Origin of the sequence: Bacillus sp. MYb56, from assembly GCF_002976445.1 — a bacterium.
In the GTDB taxonomy this organism is placed as follows: Bacteria; Bacillota; Bacilli; order Bacillales; family Bacillaceae_G; genus Bacillus_A; species Bacillus_A mycoides.
The window spans coordinates 42,730-62,386 of sequence record NZ_PCOH01000005.1 but is presented as its reverse complement, the minus strand read 5'-3'; the positions used below and the strand labels follow the sequence as shown (position 1 = coordinate 62,386).

Below are 19,657 nucleotides of genomic sequence, written 5' to 3'. Positions count from 1 at the left end.
GCTTACAAAATAAAATTGTTTAGTGAAGAGCCATTATTATTATAAAAATATATGTAAATTAATTCCCTTTTTTGTTGTTATTAGAATTTTTTTAGTTTTTAGTTATAAGTGTTGGCAATTACTAGATTGAATCATTTTTTTATTGTATTATATTTCCTAGAGATTATATATTACGCTAGGGAGTGGGACTATTTGACTATTGAACCTCTTATTTTATCAAATAAAGAAGTATATGTATTAACTGGTATATTTGACCATGAAACGATGATTGGAATTGAGAACCCCTTTGAAAATTGGTCAGATTAGGAAATAGACAAAGAATTAGATGTAATGTACGAGAATTGGACAAACGAAGAGCTACTCATAATAAAAGAAGATGAAACATTATGTGACAAACAACTTTTAGAATATTTTCGTATTTGTTTAACTACAGGATTTGTTATTGAAGTACAGATAAGTAAAAACAGCGCTTTAGAAAAAAATATTTTCTATTTTAGTGAGAAAAAGGTTATACAAAATGCAATAACAGATGATAACGGTGAAAAACAATGTACATTTAAAGAATGCGTGACACCAGAGGTAGCTTGGCAATTTATATATCAAGCATTACAGCCTAAAAATACTTTCTCTCGTCCAAATTATACATTTAAAATCCCTTCTTCTGCATATAAGTAAACTATTTTAAATCAATCAAACAAGCAATTAGTAGATTACTTGAAACTTTACTTAGATGATGAAGCTTCCTTAGAGTTAGCAAACATTATACATAATCGTGAAGAATTAAATACTGTTCAAGTTCATTATTATATAAAGGACTCATGGTCTACAGACTGTATTCAGTTTTTATATAGTCAAAACCAATATTGGCTAATCCAAAAAGTTTTAGATAATAAGCAAACACAAACGAATTTTATTTGCCTTGATACCTTTACAATTACTGAAGAGATAAAGAAAATGGTACTTTATCTTAAATCATTAGGCGGTAAAACAAGGTGAGCGGTGAAATTAAGGTTACTCCTGATCATTTAAGGAAACTGGCTTCTAATATAGAACAAACAGCTCATGAGCTATCTGAAACACATCAACGTATCAATCAGCAGTTATTTGATATTCCTTTCCAAGTATCTGGAAGAGATGCTGTGTTAAATCAATCCCAATACGCAGGCTCAGTGTTAGCTACTATAACGACAGTTTTAAAAGAACATAGTGATGCATTAAGAAAAGCTGCTGATCGTTTTGAGAAGGCTGATCAACAAGAAGTTTCATTTGGAGAAGAAGCAATTGATGTTAATTGGTTTGCACCGTTGGGTGGCGATATTGGTGATTGGAAAGATAACCCTACGGGATCATTATTTACTTTACTTGGTACTGTAACTGAAGGTGCAGCTGCCTACAAGTTGGCAGCTTTACATAATAAAGGTTTGCGTGTAACACCCTACACAAATAAAAAAAGAAAAGAAATGGTAAGGTTTCAAAATCGCAACGTACTAAAGGATAAAAATGGACTTAATGTGATAAGGCGTACAAAATTACCTTTAGCCGAAGTAAAGCAAATAGACGATGTAAAAAGACATGTTTTATCACCAAAAGAAATTCTTAAAGATTCATTGAAATTAAAAACAAATGTTTTAGGCTATGCAGCTGTAGGATGGGATGTAATTAATGATACAAAGGAAAATATTGAAAATAAAGCGTCAAAAACTAAGATAGCTGGTGATATTATTGGTGATGCAGCAATCGGGATTGGCTCTACTGCTACTAGTGCATGGGCTGGTGCTGCAATAGGTACAGTAATTGGGGGACCAATTGGAACTGTAGTTGGGGCCGGAATTGGCTTTGGTATTTCTATAGGGATGAGTGTGTTAACAGATGGAATCAAATTTAACAAAGGTGATTGGAATCATGATGGCAAACAGGATTCGGTAAAAGATAGAGTTAAATCTGGAATCGGAACTGTATTAGATAAAATCTTTTAATTTTTGATGAGGTGCGTAATGGACAAATATAATGGCAACAACATAGATGATTGTATACGAATATTAATACCATTTAATATAAGGAATATTGTAGGCTTTGTATGGTTATTTATGAATTTTATGCTACTTATCATTCTATTCATATTTCCGCCGTACAATATATACTCTTACGCAGCTTTTCCATTTTATGTGATATGTAATCTATGGGGAATTTGGGTTTCTATTCATAAGCCTCGGCAGCCTCAATTGCAACATTTACTATATTCTGGATTTGTTGCTTTAAGTATTTCATTTTGTAGCTTCATAGCTGTGCAAAAGTTAGCTTACGAATTCGTAGAAATAGAGTCACCTTTATTTTTTACTCTATCGCTTATTGCATATAGTTTAATTGTTTATAAATCTGAATTATTCTGGATTAAATATTTTACAGCCCGCTTAAGGGGGACAACTGATAAAGATGTGAAAATTCCTAAAATTGTATATTTTTCGGGTTTAGGTTATATGATTGGTCAAGTTATTATTGGGATTTTGAGCCAAAAAGCTATGGCGATTGTGCTAATCGTTATTTTTTCATTTATTTCAGTTGTTTTCCTAGCGCTAAGTACACATTTGTATTTTTACTTTGATTTCAAAAAACAATGTATTGCTTCAGGACATTTAAAAAAATTACATTCTCAAAAGAAGCCTAGATTGTCAAGGAAGGAAAGGAGACAATCCACGGCTGCTTCGGGACATGTAAATATACCCTATTCTCAAAAGAAACCTAAACTTACAAGAAAGGAGAAAAGACAATGAATTCGCAACTTTTTTCTATAGGTTCTATTGTAATTTTAAAAGAAGGTACAAAGAAACTCATGATTTTTGGGAGGAAACAACAAGTAGAAACGGATGAGGTAAGGAAGTTCGATTATATGGGGTGTCCTTATCCAGAAGGCTATATTAATCCAAATTTCACATATTTATTTAACCATGATGATATTCATGAAGTTGTTTCAACAGGATATGAAGATCAAGAAGAACGTACTTTCCAAGAAAATGTATTGTCTAAAATATAATAAGAAATAATGTGAAAAAACTGTTTAAATAAGCAGTTTTTTTTACATTATTCCTTAATTCCAGTTTGGATGTTTCATTCCATGTAAACTAGTACCACCTGTGATGATAATTTGTGCACCTAAACCTTGTTGATAAGCATGTAGAGGAGCTTGCCAATTACCAGGATGGGAACCGAAAATTGCATCACACTGTTGTCGTGTTGACTCTTTTAGGAAAGTGATTTCGGTTATTTCTTCAATTTGTTTTTTCGTAAGATATGGGACTTCAGGGTATTTAGGGATTACCATATGAAAACCTCCTATATAGCGATGTTATTTAGTGGGAAAAGGGAAGTTTTTCATCTGACAGTTCCCCTTTTATGATAACTCTCCTATAAACAAAAGTTCTACTTCATCATAAAATTCATCTTCATCCTTGATTATCTCTTGGAAATGCAATGTTTGGATGCTGTTAGAAATTGATATTTTCCATTCATGCCCGAAGTCGGAAGCATTGGAGAGGGGAATCCATTTTTGAAATTCATTATCTCTATTGAAAAAATTTTGAAAGTAGTCATCGTTTTTAAATATGATGATTTGTGAGTTCCATAAGCTTGCTATTTTGATCATAACAACGACTCGATATGTATTTGTATCGTTCGGTTTCATTGTCATTAATTGATTCGCTTGATTTAACAGGGTTTGAATGCACAATCGCTTTACTTTCCTAGGTGTTGTACTAGAATCGATAAAAGCTTGAGAGCCTGGTAAAGGCATATGCCAGTATTCATCGTTATAGAAAGTAGACGGAAATGCTTTAGTAGAGTCTTCAATTCTTTTTATAAGAGTTTTTGTTTTTCGTTTCATTCCGCGTATTTTTTTTTCACGCATTGTTGATCATCTCCATAAATTTTTGCAAGGCAGCTGAGTGGAAAATATCTTTTCGAATAATAAAATTAGTAGGAACCTTTCTAAAGTGATTTGGTAATGTATTTAAAGATAAACCATGTTCGTAATCTGGAATAATAGATTTCAGCATAATAGCCGTACCCATACCTGATTTTACACATGCAAGTATTGCTTCAATTGTTCCGAACTCTAGTATTCTTTTAGGTGAAATCCCTTCTTCTTGAAGCCAGTTTTCTAATAGTTTTCTGTAATAACAACCTTGACTAAAAGCGAGTAAATTCAGTTCTTCTATTGTTTTAAAGGAAGATAGAGGAGTCTTGCTAATGAGAACGAGTTCTTCTTCTCGAAATGAAAGTGTATGAAGTTCAGTATGCTGAATATTTCCAGCGATAAGAGCCCCGTCTAGTTTTCGCTCTAAAACGAGCTGAGTTAATTGGTCTGTCGTATTTGTTTCTAGAATCAATTCAACTTCTGGATACTTTTCATAATAGGTCGTTAATATAGGCGGGAGACGAACGGCTGTTGTCGATTCTGTACACCCGATTTTTAACGTGCCTTTTGGCTCGGTTCCGTTACTTTGGACAGCTTGAATGGATTGATCGATTAGATGGATGATTTGTTTTGCATATGTTAATAAAATTTCTCCGTTAGAAGTTAAAGTAACGCCTTTTCCATTTCGATAAAATAAAGGCACACCTAACTCAATTTCTAGTTGTTTTATACGCATCGTTACACCTGATTGTACATAGTTTAAGTTTTTAGCAGCATGAGATATATTTCCTACTGTCGCAACTTCGTAAAAAACCGTTAAATCTTTTATGTCTATTTATTATCACCCCGAAAAAGGTATCAATTTTTTTGATGGATTCTATTATTAACACTTATTTTACATGATATCAGAACCTTCATACAATGAAAGGGATATGGGGGAGATAACGTTGATAAGTGAAGAAAAAATTGAAAAGTACAGTAGTTCTAATAAATGGATCATGTTAACTTTGGCAACGGTAGCACAGGCAAGTGCAACACTTATAACATATGGAGTAGGGGTACTCGCTTTATTTTGGAAACAGAAATATGTACTTTCGAATATGCAGGTTGGGTTGTTAATAAGTTCTGTAAATATTGGTCCGCTGTTTTGTATGCTTTTTGCCGGAAGGTTACTTGATCGATATAACGAAAGAATATTAATTGGAGCGAGCACTGTATTACTTGGCGGGGCGCTTTTACTTGCTCATATGGCAAGGGGCTTTATTGGGTTATTATTTGTCCTTCTTTTAATAGGAACTTTTTATAGCGTATCTCAGCCAGGGGGAAGTAAAGTAATCTTGAAATGGTTTCCGAAAGAAATGCGCGGATTAGCTATGGGAATACGGCAAGCTGGTATACCTATTGGCGGGGCATTAGCAGGAGTAACGATCCCTTTGCTTACAATTAAATTTAGTTTAGCTTATACGATAAATGTAATTGCAACTATATGTATAATAGGCGGGTTATTGTTTTTCATATTTTATAAGGAATCGTACGTACGAGAACACACGAGCCAAGAAAATGTAAGTATTTCTTTTTGGATGCAGTTAAAAAAGGTAATATGTAAAAAAGAGCTGTATCCAATTTTTATTACAGGTATTTGCATGATTTCTTTACAAATGATATTAGTCGGACATTTTATAAAATTTTTAGTCATTGAAAATATAATCCGGACCATGGTCTATTCTTATCGATAGACCCAGACCCTGGTGATGAAGACGATCCAGTCACACAAAATGGATATACGTATGTAGATAATAATCCAGTAATGCTGACAGATCCAGATGGCCATATTCCTCTAGTTCCATTGGTGATGATAGGTGCACGAGTAGCGGCTCCTCATATAGCTCGTGCTGCTGCTAAAAAGGCAGCAAAGTCGGCATTGAAAAAGGCAGGTAGAAAAGGTAAAAATGCTAGGTTAACAGAATTAGCGGGGGACCCTAAGGTTTCTAAATCTCTGCGTGGGTGGATTAAGCAAGAGTTGAATAATAAAAAACGTAAAAAGAAAAAACATTTACGCAATCCACCAGGGTATGAGATGGCCCATAGAAGAGGAAAGGAAGCTAGACATGGTTATGGGTATGAACATTCTGATTTACAGCATATAAAGACACACAGAACCCAACATAAACATGATGGATATGGTAGGAAAGGTAATAAGAAAAAGAATCCCCCAAAAAAGAGCACTAAAAATAGTACTAAAAGAAAAAAATAATTCATTTGTAAAGTAAATTGAATAGACGATGAGAAAGAAGTATACAACAAAAAACTTCTTTCTCATCGTGATAGGGTTGCTTTGAGAGTGTGGAATAAACTTATATAAAACACGAGCTTTTTAGTGAGAATGCCTGTGTTGTTGCTTGAATTTAATAGAGGGTATATGAAAAATAACTTATATGTAAAGGAGTAATTTAAGTTGAACAATTTAGAAGAACTACAAAAAGAATTAATAGAAGGACAAAAATTGGCAATGCAAGGTTCTTATGAAAGAAAAGAACCTAATAAAAGGGCAGTACCATATTTTTTAAACGCAAAGAAAGGATTATATGAATACATAAAGTGTAATCCCGATAATAGTTTAGCATGGAGGTTATTATCACAATGTGAAGAATGTTTATTAAATTATCATGCGGCCGTATTTAATTTGCAAAAAGCGATTCAGGCTGGGGGAGGAAGTAAAAAAGATTTGAAAAAGTTAGCCTTGCTTAAAGAGTATAGAGATGGAGCTGAAAAACTAAACTTATCAACGGAACAGTTGGAGTCGTTAGAGGCCCATTTGGAGGAGAGTATGAAAAGTTACGGGTGTGATCATTCGCTTAAGCACACAAAGGAATGGTTAGTTTATCATGTTTCAAAAGCTAAATCCCGTGATGTTATAAGGGCTATGCGAAATCGAGGGGGATTTTGTGATTGTGAGGTTATAATGAATGTAATAAATTGAGTTTTAGACGTTGTGAATCATCTACTGGTGAACTACTTACTACTTAGTAAAGCTGGAAGTGGGAGTGCCTCCGTTCCATCCCAGATACCAAAAGGTTGGATATTCTATATACGGTTGATCTTTTAAGCAGGAACCGAATGGTCAGTTTTTCGCACAATATTTTCTTCTTGAACTCTTCAATATTAAGTTATAAGGTAGTTTGCCAAATCAAATTGTATCTCCCTCCTATCGCGGGACCATCGCCCTTCACGTGCTTGAGGAAGGAGAATACTTTAGGTAAATTAGTTTCAATATATTGAAACTAATTTATTTGTGTGAATATTTTTCATTGCTTTAAGCTCTCTAATAAGATAAGGGGCTCAAGTTCTAAACCTATCAAATGAGAATCCCAGTTTATACCGATCAACAAATCGTCTTTATGCATTCCGTATAACCAATTATTCATAAATCGATAACACCTATTGTAGCAGGGAAAGTATTTTCAGTTATGCTAGTTGCAGGAATGATAGGCCGAATTATATTAGCTACAATAAGTGATACATATTACAAAGGTGATCGTCGTACACCTTTATTAATAACTGTATGTATATCTTTTTGCTTAATTTTCGTTGTTGTAATGAGTATAAACACAATGACACTTGAGGCATTGTTTGTGATGAGCGGACTGCTAGGATTCTTTGCGATCGGTTGGTTTAGTCTTTTTATGGTTGAAGTTGCTGAGTCTGCAAGTGAGGAATTGGTAGGTCTAACAGTGAGTTTTGCGCTTACACTTAATCAAATTGCTATTATCTTTGCACCTGCTTTGTTTGGTTATATAGTAGATGGAAAAGGCTACACATATGCATGGATGGGGATAGCTGCATTACTAAGCGTTTCAGTAGTGAGTTTATGTAAAAGTAAACGAATATTAAAAATGTAAATCTTTTATGAAGAAAATCTAAAGAAATGTCGTGAGAGTGACATTTCTTTTTTTATATGCTGTATAATCAATTTAGAAATGAGATTCGTTTTCATTAACGCTCATTTCCTCTTTTGAAATTACCTGTAATTTTAGCCATAATAAGCTGTTTTTCTTTTTCGTTACTTGCCCGATTTATTTTTTTCAAAAATTTTTCAGCATCATTTCCTTTTAAAATCATAATCTGTTTTCCGTAATATTCAATTAAAACTATATTGTTTTTTGTTACTCGATAATGAAACATCATATCATCTAAACGATTGCGCTTATCGGTCTTTTTCAAATTAACGCCTCCATTCTTGTTAATGTGTAACGAATGTTACATAAAAAATTTAAATTAAGGTTGGATGTATCCGATTGTAAGGTGGAAATTTTGTAAAAAAGAACTACAATAGAGAGTAGTTAAAATTTGAACGTTAGAAAAAGGAATCTAGTTTACTATGAGGAATAATAGAGTAGATAGATTATAAGATATTTAAAAACTAAAAGATATAGAATAGAATGGAAAAGTATAAAGTGAAACTAGATAAAAGAGGGTTCCCATATGTTTAAGAAATGGTTAATCGCTTTCTTTGTTTTTGCTATTTTTTGTGGGAGTGTCGCTGCACTCATACATGCAAATAAAGAAAAGAAATACAGTTTGAAGGCATTTTCAAATTTTGAGGATAAGGTTGGAAATGTTCACCCGAAAGTTGATGCGAATCAGCAAAAACGTTATGATATTGCAGCAACGAAACTCGATCAATATTTAAAAGATAAAGGATTTAACGGGACGGTTCTCGTAACGGATAAAAATAATGTGGTTTTACGAAAAGGCTACGGGTATGCGAATGTAAAAGATAAAGTTTTAACAACGCCAAGAACAAAATATCGCATCGGTTCCATAACGAAAACAGTAGTTGCAATATCTATATTAAAGCTAAGAGAAAAAGGGAAATTGAATATTGAAGACAATGTAAATAAGTATATTCCATCGTTTCCAGCAGATAAAAACATTACGTTACGAAATTTGTTAACACATACGTCCGGGTTACCAGATCAGGGACAAGGTAGTGTTGATGCGGCATCACGTTTAAAGTTAGTAACGTGGATTGGAGCGCAAAAGTTGCAATTTCCTGCAGGGACAGGATGGAAATATACAGATTATAATTATATGGTACTTGCGTATATTGTAGAAAAGATATCGAATAAACCGCTTGCTGAATATGTGAAAGAAAACATTTTTACTCCTGTTGAAATGAATGAATCTGGTATGGGGGCAACTCTCCCTGAAGATATTTTCTTAGCAGAAGGTTACACGAAAAAAGATAATGAGTTAATAGCTACACCCCGCTTAAAAATGAACTGGCTGTATGGTTGTGGTGAAATGTATACGACCGTTGAAGATATGAAAAGATTAGATGAGGCTATTATGGATGGAAAGCTGATTTCTAAACAAAGCTTATCAGATATGTTTACAGTATCACCTGCGAGAAAATATGGATTTAGCTTCTATATTTACCCGGATTATTATCATAACCATGGTGTATTAGCTGGCTGGAACACTTTTAATAATTTTAACTGGGATAAAAGAACGTTTGTAATATTATTCTCTAACGTACAAAATGGTATGAATGATACATTTAATCAAGAGTTTAGGAAATTAGCGAATGATTTAATAGAAGGAAAATAAATATTTGAAAATCGGTATTGATATAAAATTATCAATACCGATTTTTTTATTTAGTGAACAAGCATGTATGAGAGGGGATTAGTATTAGAATAAATTTATGAAGGAAGTTAAATGATATGGATGTTAAATATAGGAAGTGTATTTTGTGAATGTCATCTATTTGTATTGAAATTATGTGATTATCATGCGGAAGAATAATTGGTAATTTTTACATTGATGAAAAAGCTTGAGCTTCACACTATGTTAAGCCTTACAGTATTGTAGACATGAACAGGAGGTTGAAAAATGAAAAAAATAGTAAAGTTTTGTTTAATAGCTACATTATCTACAACGATTATTAGTGGATGTTCTTTTGAAGGGAATAATGAAAATGCCAAAGGGAAAGAGAAAGAGGATAAAAAAGTAGAGGTACAGAAAAACGCTGGAAAATATACGATGCCGGATGAAAAAGATAAACATGAAGGTACGTGGCTACAATGGCCTCATGAATACACATATGGTCAAGAGTATAAACAAGAAGTTGAACCTATTTGGATTAAGATGGCAAGTGCTTTAACTGAGGGTGAAAAAGTCCACATTGTTGCATATGATGGGGAAGAGAAAGAGCGAATCAATAAGCTTTTAATAGATAAGGGGCTGAATATGGATAAAGTTGATTTCTTTATCGCTCCTACTAATGATGTGTGGGCAAGAGATAGTGGACCGATTTTTGTTTATGACAATAATAAAAATCTAAAAATATTAGATCCAGCATTTAATGGTTGGGGAAAGAAAACTCCATATAAAAATGATGCCCGTATACGTGAGAATGTTAGTAAACAATTAGGGATTGAAAGAATTGATTGGGGGAAATTTGTCCTTGAAGGTGGCGCAATTGAATTAGACAGCAATGGGACTGCTTTATTAACTCGAAGCGCAGTAACGAATAAAAATAGAAATCCTGATTTATCAGAAGCGGAAATTGAAAAATATATAAGTGACCTTGGGGTGACAAACTTTATTTGGTTAGATGGAGTGCCTAATTTAGATATTACTGATTTTCATATTGATGGATTTGCTAAATTCCATGATAAATCTACAATCGTAACGATGGCAGAAGATGACTTGGCTGAATGGGGCTTGTCAAACAAAGATATGGATAAATTGTTAGATGCAAAAAATGCTTCAGGACAGAAATATAAGTACGAATACTTACCGCTTAGTAAAGATAAAGTTACTTTAGAAGGTGGAAAAACTCTAGATTATAAGGGGTCGTATATCAATTATTATGTTGGGAATACAGTTGTATTGGTTCCTAACTATAATGATCCAAATGACAAAATCGCAAACGATACGATTCAGAAATTATACCCGGATCGTAAAGTAGTGGGAATTGATGTGAGAGAGCTTTATAAAAATGGCGGAATGATCCATTGTGTGACACAGCAACAACCGATTCAATTGAAGTAATCGATGATAGTTTCGTTATGTTGCTTTATAGACAAAATAGGTGAAATGCTATCTTTACTTATTTTGTCTTGTTTTAACATCTGTAACAAGGGTATAATGTATAATTTTAATGTAACGATAATTGAATGAAAGTATATTGTCATTATTGGTTTATATGGAAAAGGAGAAAAATGTTTGTGGTAAAGAATTTTAAAAAAGTATTTTCGTTTTTCCCTATCGTTCTACAGTACATTATAAATGTAGCTTTGATCTGTTTGGGAATTGTTTTAAGTGTGTTTCTTATGAAAGAAGTCATTCAATTTATACAAGAACTTAAATTAAATAGTGAGGAATCTAGTTATCATTTAATTGATAGCATTGTCGTATTCTTTTTATATTTTGAATTCATCGTAATGATTATAAAGTATTTTCAAATGAACTTTCATTTTCCATTACGTTATTTTATATATATATAGGTATTACGGCTATTATTCGTCTAATTATTATAGACCATGATAGTCCAATGGATTCATTGATATATGCTTGCGCGATTCTTGTATTAATTAGTGCTTTATTCATTGCAAATTCTAAAATAATGCGTCGTGATTTAGAAGAGTGAACGTTTGTTGTTTAAATCAAAAAAGATGTTTTATCTTTTGGTAAAAAGGAGTAACAGTATTGAAAGAAATAATCTTAACCAGTTTTATAATAATAGGGTTTATGATTCTACTATTTAATTGTATACTTTCATAATTTAAAAGAATAAAAGGTTAATAAGGAAAGAGGTTTTTGTAAGTATGGTTCATTACAATAATCAAAATAGTTTACATCAAATATTTACATTAAAGGGAACAGTTATAAGAGATATTTTCCCGCAAATTTTATTATATATATGTATTTCAACGATAGTAACTGTGATTAATTATTATTATGTAGAAATAAAAATTAATCAAACTCCTTGGGTAATTGTTGGAGGAGCTTTAGGTCTACTGTTAGTTTTTCGTACTAACACTGCCTATGATAGGTATTGGGAAGGTAGAAAGTTATTTGGCACGGTTGGTGCTTGTACTAGAAATTTGGCAGTTAGTTTTTTATGTTATTGGGAGTCTGAAGGGAAAAAGACGGATCAGGAAAAATTAAAATTTTTACATTTGTTAATTGCTTTTCCAAAGATAGCGAAAGGACATTTGAGAGACGAAAAAGATTTATCCGAAATAAAAGCATTGTTTGATATTTGTTCTGAGAAGGAAAAAGAAATGTTGGCTGAGTCTATTCATTTACCGATTAGTATAGTTTTTATGTTAAAAACTATACTATCAAAAGGTTTGAAAACGGGTCAAATTCACCCAAATGCAATAATTAATATGGAAGCTGATTTGAATACTCTGCTTACGGCTGTGGGTGGATGTGATCGGATCAAAACAACGCCTATTCCTTTTGCATATTTTGCTCATATTTTGCGGGACTTTATCGATTGGTCTTGTTGATAGTCTTGGATGGTTTACAGTACTTGCAACTACGTTTATAAGTTTTGCATTTATAGGGATTGAAGCAATAGGAGTTGAAATTGAGGATCCATTTGGTCAAGATCCAAACGATCTGCCGCTAGAAGGGATTTGCATTGGTGTAGAAACGCATTTAGTGAATTTATATAATCAAAACGCTCTATTAGAAGTAATGGATTTGAATCTTGATAAAAAAATCATCTAATCCTTCATTGTGTACGACGATTAAAATTTAAAAATCTTGTCAAGAGTCAGTTTACGGCTTAACGACGTCTTTATATTTTTTATATAAATATATAATATTTCTCCGTGCTATAATCCATTCATGAAATGTGCACGTTTCAAAAATTGTAATGAAAAGAGAAATGAATTGGGGAATAGTTGGCTTATTGAAAACAGTTATTCAATCATTATTAAAAAGCGAGGTAAGTAATATGGAACAAAAACATAGTGGCATTATTTTTACTGCAATACCAGATGAATCGAATGAATATTATCGACCATTTTATGAAGACATTATTTATTTTAATGAATACTTAAATGAAAATAAAGCATTTACCGATCAACTTATATCTTTATCTGTTGAAGAGCAAGACTTTCATACAAACTTTTTTGAGTATGATGATATTTGGCTAAGAGATGTTGCACCAGTTGTAACAAATCATCTAGTTAAATTCAAATATCAACCGAATTACTTACCGAAAGATCAAGGACGATATTTAGATCAACAATTTAATAAATGGCTGAAAAAGAACGATTTTGAATATGTGACATCTCCATTGATATTAGACGGTGGAAATCTTATTTGGAATAAAAAAGATACCGTTATATTAACGGAACGCATATTTGATGATAATTATGATTGGACGGAAGAAGAAATTATAGAGCAACTGGAATGGGATTTAGATGTGAGTCGGGTTATTATTATTCCTGCTGAAGAGGGAGATGTACTTGCACACGCAGACGGGATGGTTAAATTTATTGATGAACATACAATGTTTATTAGTGATTTTTTAGGGGATCATGAATTTAGATATAAGGTTCAAGAAATTATTCAAGAGCAAATGCCAGAGGCTGAATTTATAGTTGTTCCTTCGTCATATACAGAGAAGGGTCAATACGATGAAGAGATAGCGTCAGCAAAAGGTTTATATATAAATATGTTAGAAACATGTGATACGCTTTACGTTCCTAAGTTTGGATTAGCTAAAGATGAGGAAGTTTTAAGATATATTCAACAGCATACTGAGAAACAAGTTATTCAAAGTCATGTAGGAGAAATATCGACAATGGGAGGCGCGATGAATTGTTTAACGTGGTATTGTCCTAGTCATTTGTTACCTTCAAAAATGAAAAGGCTGAACGATCAGAATGAAGGTTCTTCAATCAGAAAAATATTTGATTGGTTTTAATAAATAAGCTTATATATAAGAGAATGTATTCAAGGGGTATTTATATGTATACAATTACTGAGTTTTCGCGGATTTGTAAAATGAGTACACGGATGCTAAGGCATTATGATAAAGAGGGAATATTGAAACCAGCATATGTGAATCCGGTAAATGGATATAGATATTATGAGCAAGGGCAGCTTGAAATAGCGCTGAAAATTAAAAAGCTAAGGGAGTATAAGTTTCCTTTACCGAAAATCAAAATAATTCTTCAATCATCAGATCAAGATTCATTTATTAAACATATGCAATCACAAATTATAGAGTTGTCTCATGAGGTGAAACAAAATTTACAGGTTATTTCAGAAATGAATGAAATGGTAAATATGAATCATGGTCTAAATATTGCTCGCCATAGAAGTTACGATATATTAATTGGAATGAGAAATGAAATGACGGTAATTACTCAAAGACTACAAATAGATATAGATGATATGGATGATTATTTTTATGACTTATATGAAAATGTACAAAAAAATAGCTTTCAAATAGTCGGTTCTCCATCCGTAGTTTTTTATGATAAAGAGTATATTCCAAATCACAGTGATATTGAATTAAGAATTCCGGTCATGCATGGGAACAATAAAGATGTAGTACAAGAATATGAAATAAAAAAATTAAATCCACATCAAATCGTTACTACTATGCATTATGGAAGTTATGACTATATAGGCTACGCTTATATTGCGTTAGAAAAATGGATTGAAAGAAATGGTTATGTAATAAATAATTCACCATATGAGGTCTACATAAAGGGACCTGAATGTGATTGTTTAGTAGAGGAGTATGTGACACAAATTTGTTTTTTAGTTATGAAAATAGACTGAGAATAAGGATTGACATTAACATTATGTCAATCCTTATTCTATTTATGTAAGTAATTCATCATAATAAAAAGGAGAAAGAATATGAAAAGAACAATCATGATTATTTGTCTGATTCTAAGTATGACATGGTTTTCAGCGTGTACTCCTGGAGTAGGAGAAGGTGAGAATGGTAGCTTCGTTCTACCAAATCAGTTGCCAAAAAATGTAGTGTTTAAAAATGGTACAATCTATACTTCAAATGACAAGCAAGACATTGTAGAGGCTGTAGCCGTTAAAGAAGGGGAAATTACATTTGTTGGTTCAAACAAAGATGTAGAAGGATTTATAAATGAAGATACGAAAGTGGTGGATTTACAAGGACGTTTTATTCTTCCTGGTTTTGTGGACAATCACAATCATATATTTGAGGCGAAATCACCAGCAGCAGGGAATTGTAGTGTTTCACCGGATGCTGCGCTGCAAGAACAACGCTCGTATTTAAAGGCTTGTAAAAAAGATGTGAAAGATGGCGAATGGATAAGCGGAACAGGATTTAGTTTGGAAGAGCTGTTAAAAGATATGGACGAAAAATCAGAACAACAAACGCCATTACAAGTTCTTGATGAGCTATTTCCTAATAACCCGGTATTAATTATGGAAAGAACCTCTCATTCTGTATGGGTTAACTCAAAGGCATTGGAATCAGCAGGAATAAATAAAGAGACGAAAGATCCGCAAGGCGGAAGAATCATCCGGGATCCAGAGACAGGAGAACCTTTTGGAATTCTGTATGATACAGCTGGGGATATCGTGATGGAAAAAGCATGGAATTCTCAGCCAAATCTCTTTGAAAAAAATTATGAAGGTTTGTTAGATGGTCTAGATGAGGTTGCGAAGAATGGTATTACTACAGTCGGCGATGGACGTCTTTATTGGAAACGAGGCTGGTTAGATGTTTGGAATAAAGTTAATGATGAGAAAAAGTTAACATCGCGAGTAGTACTTCGTCCGTGGGTATATCCGAACTTAAATGAAGCAGAACAAATTGAGTATTTCAAAAAAATTAAGCGTGATGATGTATCATCTCGAATGCTTATTAATCAAGTGAAGATGTATAGTGATGGAATTAGCATTAACAGCACAGCTAAAATACTAGAAAAATATAAATTTGAATGGTTTAAAGGAACACCGTACGGTTTGAACTATATTCCAGAAGAAAAAATGAAGTGGTGGTTGAGTGAACTCAATAAAATTGGTTACGGTGCACTCATCCACACAATTGGAGATGGCGGAGTAAGAGAAAGTTTAAATGCAATTGAAGCAGCGAAAAAAGAAGGGGCGAATCAACCTTATACGCTTACACATGTGGAAATGGTAGAAGATAGTGATATAAATCGTTTTGCTAAGTTAGGTATTAGCGCTGATTTCCAAGTAGGTCATGATTTTGCAGAAGATCCTAAACAAAGCTGGGCAAGTGCGTATTTTACAAATCAACAGATGAAACGAATTATGCCGTTAGGACGCATTTGGAAAACAGGAGCAAATGTATCGCTTAGTAGTGATTGGGACGTAAACGAACTGAATCCACTTGTGACAATTTCGAATGCGTTAAGTATTGAAGAGAAAGGCTTATCTGATATATATGCAGCTATTGATGCTTATACAATTAAGCCCGCCAAAGCATTAGGCCTTGATAATATTACTGGTTCAATTGAAGTAGGTAAATCAGCCGATATGGTATTGCTAAATGAAGATATTACTAAAATGAGTGTCGATAAGATTCCGAATGCGAAAGTTTTAGTGACGGTTTTACAAGGAGAAGTAGTGTATCACAAGGGAAAATAAAGAATCAGTTTATGAAGTAGTTAATATATTTCTGTTGACCTTAACACGATGTCAAAGTTTAGACTGAACTTACATTCGAAGAAGGGGTGAACACGTATGAGAAATATAGAAAATAGTTTGTTTTATATGCCTGCTGAGTGGGAAAATCATGAGGGGACATGGCTCCAATGGCCTCATGATAAAGCTCATAGAGGTGAAGGTTACAGATCTAAGCTAGATGATATTTGGGTAACGATGGCAAAGGAGCTTTATTACGGTGAGAATGTGCATATTGTTGTATTTGATGAGGAAGAAAAAGTACATGTACAATCGAAGTTAATTGAAGCGAATGTAGATATGGATAAAATTGATTTTTTAATTGAAGAAACGGATGATGTTTGGATAAGAGATAATGGACCGAACTTTGTAAAAGATAAGGAAGGCAATCTCTGTTTAACACACTGGGTATTTAATGGTTGGGGGGATAAATATCCGTATGAAAATGATGCTGTTATTCCGGAAAAAATAAGTGAAATGTATGGCATTCCAAAAGTTAAATCTAGTGTCTGTATAGAAGGTGGAGGAATAGAGATAAATGGAAATGGCACCTTAATGGCGGCAAAAACTTCTATTATAAATGAAAATCGAAATCCTACACTAAATCAGGAAGAGATTGAAATAGAGTTAACGAAGTATTTGGGAGTAACGAATTTTATATGGATAACTGGTATTCGCGGAGAGGATAATTATGATGAAGATACAGATTACCATATTGATGGGGCAGCGCGTTTTGTAAATGAAAATACAATTCTTTATGAATATGATCCTTTTGGGGAAGGAGAGTTGTACCTTTTGGAGGCGCAGGAAAAGCATTATCAAGAATTGCGACAAGCGAGAAATATAGATGGAAATCCATTTCAGCTCATCCCAGTACCTGTAACAAGAAAAGTGGTAAAAGAGGCAGACTGTAAAGGTTCGTATTTGAACTTTTATATTGGAAATGAAGTTGTATTGGTTCCTATATACGGTGATGAACATGATAAGTTAGGACTTCAAATCATTGAAGGGCAGTTTCCAGGAAGAAGAATTGTCGGTGTTTATGTAAATGAACTGTATGCGTATGGTGGTATGATTCATTGTGTGACGCAGCAACAAGTGAATAAATGAAATGTATATTTTATATGAAAAAGCATGCAGATTCTATAATCTGCATGCTTTTTTCTATAATGCTGAAAACTCTTCAACAAGTTGGGTGAATCGATTTAATGCACTTTCAATCGGTTCTGGTGTAGTTAAATCAACGCCAGCTTTTTTCAGTAGGTTTAATGGATAGTCAGAACTTCCGCCTTTAAGGAATTCAATATAGTTTTTCTGAGCATTTGGATCACCGCTTAATAATTTATCGGCGATTTGAATGGCAGAAGCGAATCCAGTTGCGTATTTGTATACGTAAAATGGACGGTAGAAATGAGGGATTCTAGACCAGCCATATTTTACTTCTTCGTCAAATACGAGAGAGTCGCCATTATATTCTCTAAATAAGTTTTCGTAAATTTCACTAAAGACTTTGGCATTTAATGGTTTACCTTGTTCGGCCATTTCATGTGTGATTTTTTCAAATTCTGCAAACATGATTTGTGTAAAGAAAGTACCTTTAAAGCTATCGATAAAGTAGTTAATTAAATGATTACGTACGTTCGTTTCTTTTGCTTCTTTTAATAAATAATGAATTAATAACACTTCATTTACTGTAGAAGCGACTTCTGCAACAAAGATAGTATAGTGTGCAGAAATTCTTGGTTGGTATCCGTGTGAGTAATGCGTATGCATACCGTGCCCGCATTCATGAGTAAGGGTGAAAAGGCTATTTAAATCATCATGATGATTTAAAAGAATGAAAGGATGAACACCGTATACACCAAAGTTATAAGCGCCAGAACGTTTTCCTGGTGTTTCTCTCACGTCTATATAGCGTTTATCTTTAAAGTTTTTTAATGTTTCGATATATTCTTTACCTAAAGGAGCTAGTGACGCGATCATTATATCAAACGCTTCGTCGTATGGAATGTCTTGTTTTACACCTTTTACTAAATCAACACTCAAGTCGTATTGTCGTAGTTCATCTACATTTAATTTTTCTTTTCTAAGTTCATTATACGTATGTAATGATTGAATGTTTTTTTTCGTTGTCTCAATTAAATTTTCATATACTTCTTTCGGAACCATGTCGCCAAATAATGATTTTTCTAAAGCTGATGGATATTTTCGTAGCTTTGAGACAGTAACATTGTTTTTAATAGCTGCGGACAAAGTAGAAGCGATAGAATTCTTTAATTGAACGTATGGTTTGTAATAAGCTTTATAGGCTTCTTCACGTTTCTCACGATTCTCATCTTCTATTAGCTTTGAATACATTCCACGTGTTAAGTTTACTTTTTCTCCATCATCAGTAGTCACTTCACCAAAAATTATATCTGCATTATTTAACATGCCAAATGTATGCTGTGGGGAGGAGAGTGCTTCACCCATTTGTGATAAAATCTCTTCTTGGTCTTTATTCAAAACGTGTTTTTTATAACGGTATAGCTCAAATAAGTCTTCTTTATAATAGTGTAAGCCTTCTGTTTCTTCTATGTAAGAATGTAATGTGTTTTCATCTACACTAAGTAAGAATGGGGAAAAGAAAGATTTAGCCGCACTTACTTTCACGTGTAATTGTGATACTTTATCGACAAGGGATTGAGCGTCAGTATCGCGTGTATCAAGATCAGATTGTAATCGTGCATAAGCGAACATTAAAGATATTATGCTAGATATTTCTTCACTCTTTGTTAAATAAGCTAATAAACTATTGCCATCGTGAATATTTCCATTAAACTTGTGTAATTCATTCGTTAATACTTCAATTTTATGGAAATCGCTTTCCCAATCTTCAATTGTATGATAAATATCCGTTAAATCCCATTTTTCTTTATCAGCTACTTGTAGTCGATCTTTAAGTTCAGTCATAATCATTTCCTTTCTAAATATGTAGTTATATTCCTATATAACTATGAAATACAACAAATTGCAAAAAATCCCTGCTGGAAAATGAAAAGCCTTGCCGGAAATGGCGAGGCTTTA

Annotated in this window: 15 protein-coding genes and 7 pseudogenes; 16 read left to right on the top strand and 6 right to left on the bottom strand. The window is 33.1% G+C overall.

The window, feature by feature from the left end; genetic code table 11:
• Positions 1 to 309 precede the first annotated feature (309 nt).
• From CQ058_RS32270 to CQ058_RS08510, 4 genes and pseudogenes are all read left to right on the top strand, one after another.
• Positions 310 to 996: pseudogene (locus CQ058_RS32270) on the top strand (hypothetical protein).
• Entirely contained in the window at positions 993 to 1,976 is a 984-nt protein-coding gene (locus CQ058_RS08520) for a WXG100 family type VII secretion target (protein ID WP_002190323.1), read from the top strand. The pseudogene CQ058_RS32270 and the gene CQ058_RS08520 overlap by 4 nt, the downstream one beginning before the upstream one ends.
• A gap of 6 nt (positions 1,977 to 1,982) precedes the next feature.
• Entirely contained in the window at positions 1,983 to 2,771 is a 789-nt protein-coding gene (locus tag CQ058_RS08515) for a hypothetical protein (RefSeq protein ID WP_181150760.1), read from the top strand.
• The gene (locus CQ058_RS08510; protein ID WP_002190320.1) at positions 2,768 to 3,031 is read left to right on the top strand and encodes a DUF4176 domain-containing protein; all 264 of its coding nucleotides are present in this window, start codon (positions 2,768 to 2,770) and stop codon (positions 3,029 to 3,031) included. Before CQ058_RS08515 ends, CQ058_RS08510 begins: the two co-directional genes overlap by 4 nt.
• Before the next feature lie 57 nt (positions 3,032 to 3,088).
• On the opposite strand, the pseudogene CQ058_RS08505 reads toward CQ058_RS08510, so the two are convergent.
• From CQ058_RS08505 to CQ058_RS08495, 3 genes and pseudogenes are all read right to left on the bottom strand, one after another.
• Positions 3,089 to 3,319: pseudogene (locus tag CQ058_RS08505) on the bottom strand (hypothetical protein); the annotation flags it as partial.
• 69 nt (positions 3,320 to 3,388) lie between these two features.
• Positions 3,389 to 3,901, bottom strand: coding sequence for a DUF3916 domain-containing protein (locus CQ058_RS08500; protein ID WP_002192741.1), 513 nt, complete (start codon positions 3,899 to 3,901; stop codon positions 3,389 to 3,391).
• Complete coding sequence (locus tag CQ058_RS08495) at positions 3,894 to 4,745, bottom strand: LysR family transcriptional regulator (RefSeq protein WP_033728128.1); 852 nt, start codon at positions 4,743 to 4,745, stop codon at positions 3,894 to 3,896. The genes CQ058_RS08500 and CQ058_RS08495 overlap by 8 nt, the downstream gene beginning before the upstream one ends.
• Before the next feature lie 112 nt (positions 4,746 to 4,857).
• On the opposite strand from CQ058_RS08495, the pseudogene CQ058_RS08490 reads away from it, so the two are divergent.
• The 3 genes and pseudogenes from CQ058_RS08490 to CQ058_RS08480 all read left to right on the top strand — a co-directional run.
• Positions 4,858 to 5,631 (top strand): annotated as a pseudogene (locus tag CQ058_RS08490) (MFS transporter); the annotation flags it as partial.
• Positions 5,613 to 6,164 (top strand): annotated as a pseudogene (locus CQ058_RS08485) (polymorphic toxin type 8 domain-containing protein); the annotation flags it as partial. The pseudogenes CQ058_RS08490 and CQ058_RS08485, both read left to right, overlap by 19 nt.
• A 201-nt stretch (positions 6,165 to 6,365) precedes the next feature.
• Entirely contained in the window at positions 6,366 to 6,890 is a 525-nt protein-coding gene (locus tag CQ058_RS08480; protein WP_002190312.1) for a DUF2695 domain-containing protein, read from the top strand.
• A 325-nt stretch (positions 6,891 to 7,215) separates the two neighbouring features.
• On the opposite strand, the gene CQ058_RS08475 is transcribed toward CQ058_RS08480, so the two are convergent.
• Positions 7,216 to 7,314, bottom strand: a complete 99-nt coding sequence (locus tag CQ058_RS08475; RefSeq protein ID WP_232301877.1) for a hypothetical protein — start codon at positions 7,312 to 7,314, stop codon at positions 7,216 to 7,218.
• A gap of 12 nt (positions 7,315 to 7,326) precedes the next feature.
• Here CQ058_RS08475 and CQ058_RS08470 point away from each other — a divergent pair.
• Positions 7,327 to 7,809: pseudogene (locus CQ058_RS08470) on the top strand (MFS transporter); the annotation flags it as partial.
• 94 nt (positions 7,810 to 7,903) lie between these two features.
• Here CQ058_RS08470 and CQ058_RS08465 read toward each other — a convergent pair.
• A complete protein-coding gene (locus CQ058_RS08465; protein ID WP_002192744.1) occupies positions 7,904 to 8,131 on the bottom strand; it encodes a hypothetical protein in 228 nt (75 codons plus the stop codon).
• Between the two features lie 261 nt (positions 8,132 to 8,392).
• Between CQ058_RS08465 and CQ058_RS08460 the strand changes: the two genes are divergently transcribed.
• The 8 genes and pseudogenes from CQ058_RS08460 (at position 8,393) to CQ058_RS08425 (ending at position 17,701) form a co-directional block, all read left to right on the top strand.
• A complete protein-coding gene (locus CQ058_RS08460) occupies positions 8,393 to 9,520 on the top strand; it encodes a serine hydrolase domain-containing protein (RefSeq protein ID WP_002190309.1) in 1,128 nt (375 codons plus the stop codon).
• Between the two features lie 285 nt (positions 9,521 to 9,805).
• A complete protein-coding gene (locus CQ058_RS08455; protein WP_105589615.1) occupies positions 9,806 to 10,969 on the top strand; it encodes an agmatine deiminase family protein in 1,164 nt (387 codons plus the stop codon).
• Between the two features lie 176 nt (positions 10,970 to 11,145).
• Positions 11,146 to 11,567: pseudogene (gene psiE, locus CQ058_RS08450) on the top strand (phosphate-starvation-inducible protein PsiE).
• Between the two features lie 178 nt (positions 11,568 to 11,745).
• Positions 11,746 to 12,658 (top strand): annotated as a pseudogene (locus CQ058_RS08445) (bestrophin family protein).
• Positions 12,659 to 12,887: 229 nt separating this feature from the next.
• Entirely contained in the window at positions 12,888 to 13,865 is a 978-nt protein-coding gene (locus tag CQ058_RS08440; protein ID WP_002128426.1) for an agmatine deiminase family protein, read from the top strand.
• A 44-nt stretch (positions 13,866 to 13,909) separates the two neighbouring features.
• Positions 13,910 to 14,731 carry a MerR family transcriptional regulator gene (locus CQ058_RS08435; protein ID WP_002190306.1) on the top strand — a complete coding sequence of 274 codons (822 nt, stop codon included), beginning with the start codon at positions 13,910 to 13,912 and terminating at the stop codon, positions 14,729 to 14,731.
• Between the two features lie 81 nt (positions 14,732 to 14,812).
• Positions 14,813 to 16,555, top strand: a complete 1,743-nt coding sequence (locus CQ058_RS08430) for an amidohydrolase (RefSeq protein ID WP_002192748.1) — start codon at positions 14,813 to 14,815, stop codon at positions 16,553 to 16,555.
• Positions 16,556 to 16,651: 96 nt separating this feature from the next.
• Entirely contained in the window at positions 16,652 to 17,701 is a 1,050-nt protein-coding gene (locus CQ058_RS08425) for an agmatine deiminase family protein (protein ID WP_002190303.1), read from the top strand.
• A 54-nt stretch (positions 17,702 to 17,755) separates the two neighbouring features.
• Here the strand turns inward: CQ058_RS08425 and pepF are convergent, their stop codons facing one another.
• Complete coding sequence (pepF, locus tag CQ058_RS08420) at positions 17,756 to 19,543, bottom strand: oligoendopeptidase F (protein ID WP_002142615.1); 1,788 nt, start codon at positions 19,541 to 19,543, stop codon at positions 17,756 to 17,758.
• Positions 19,544 to 19,657: the final 114 nt, after the last annotated feature.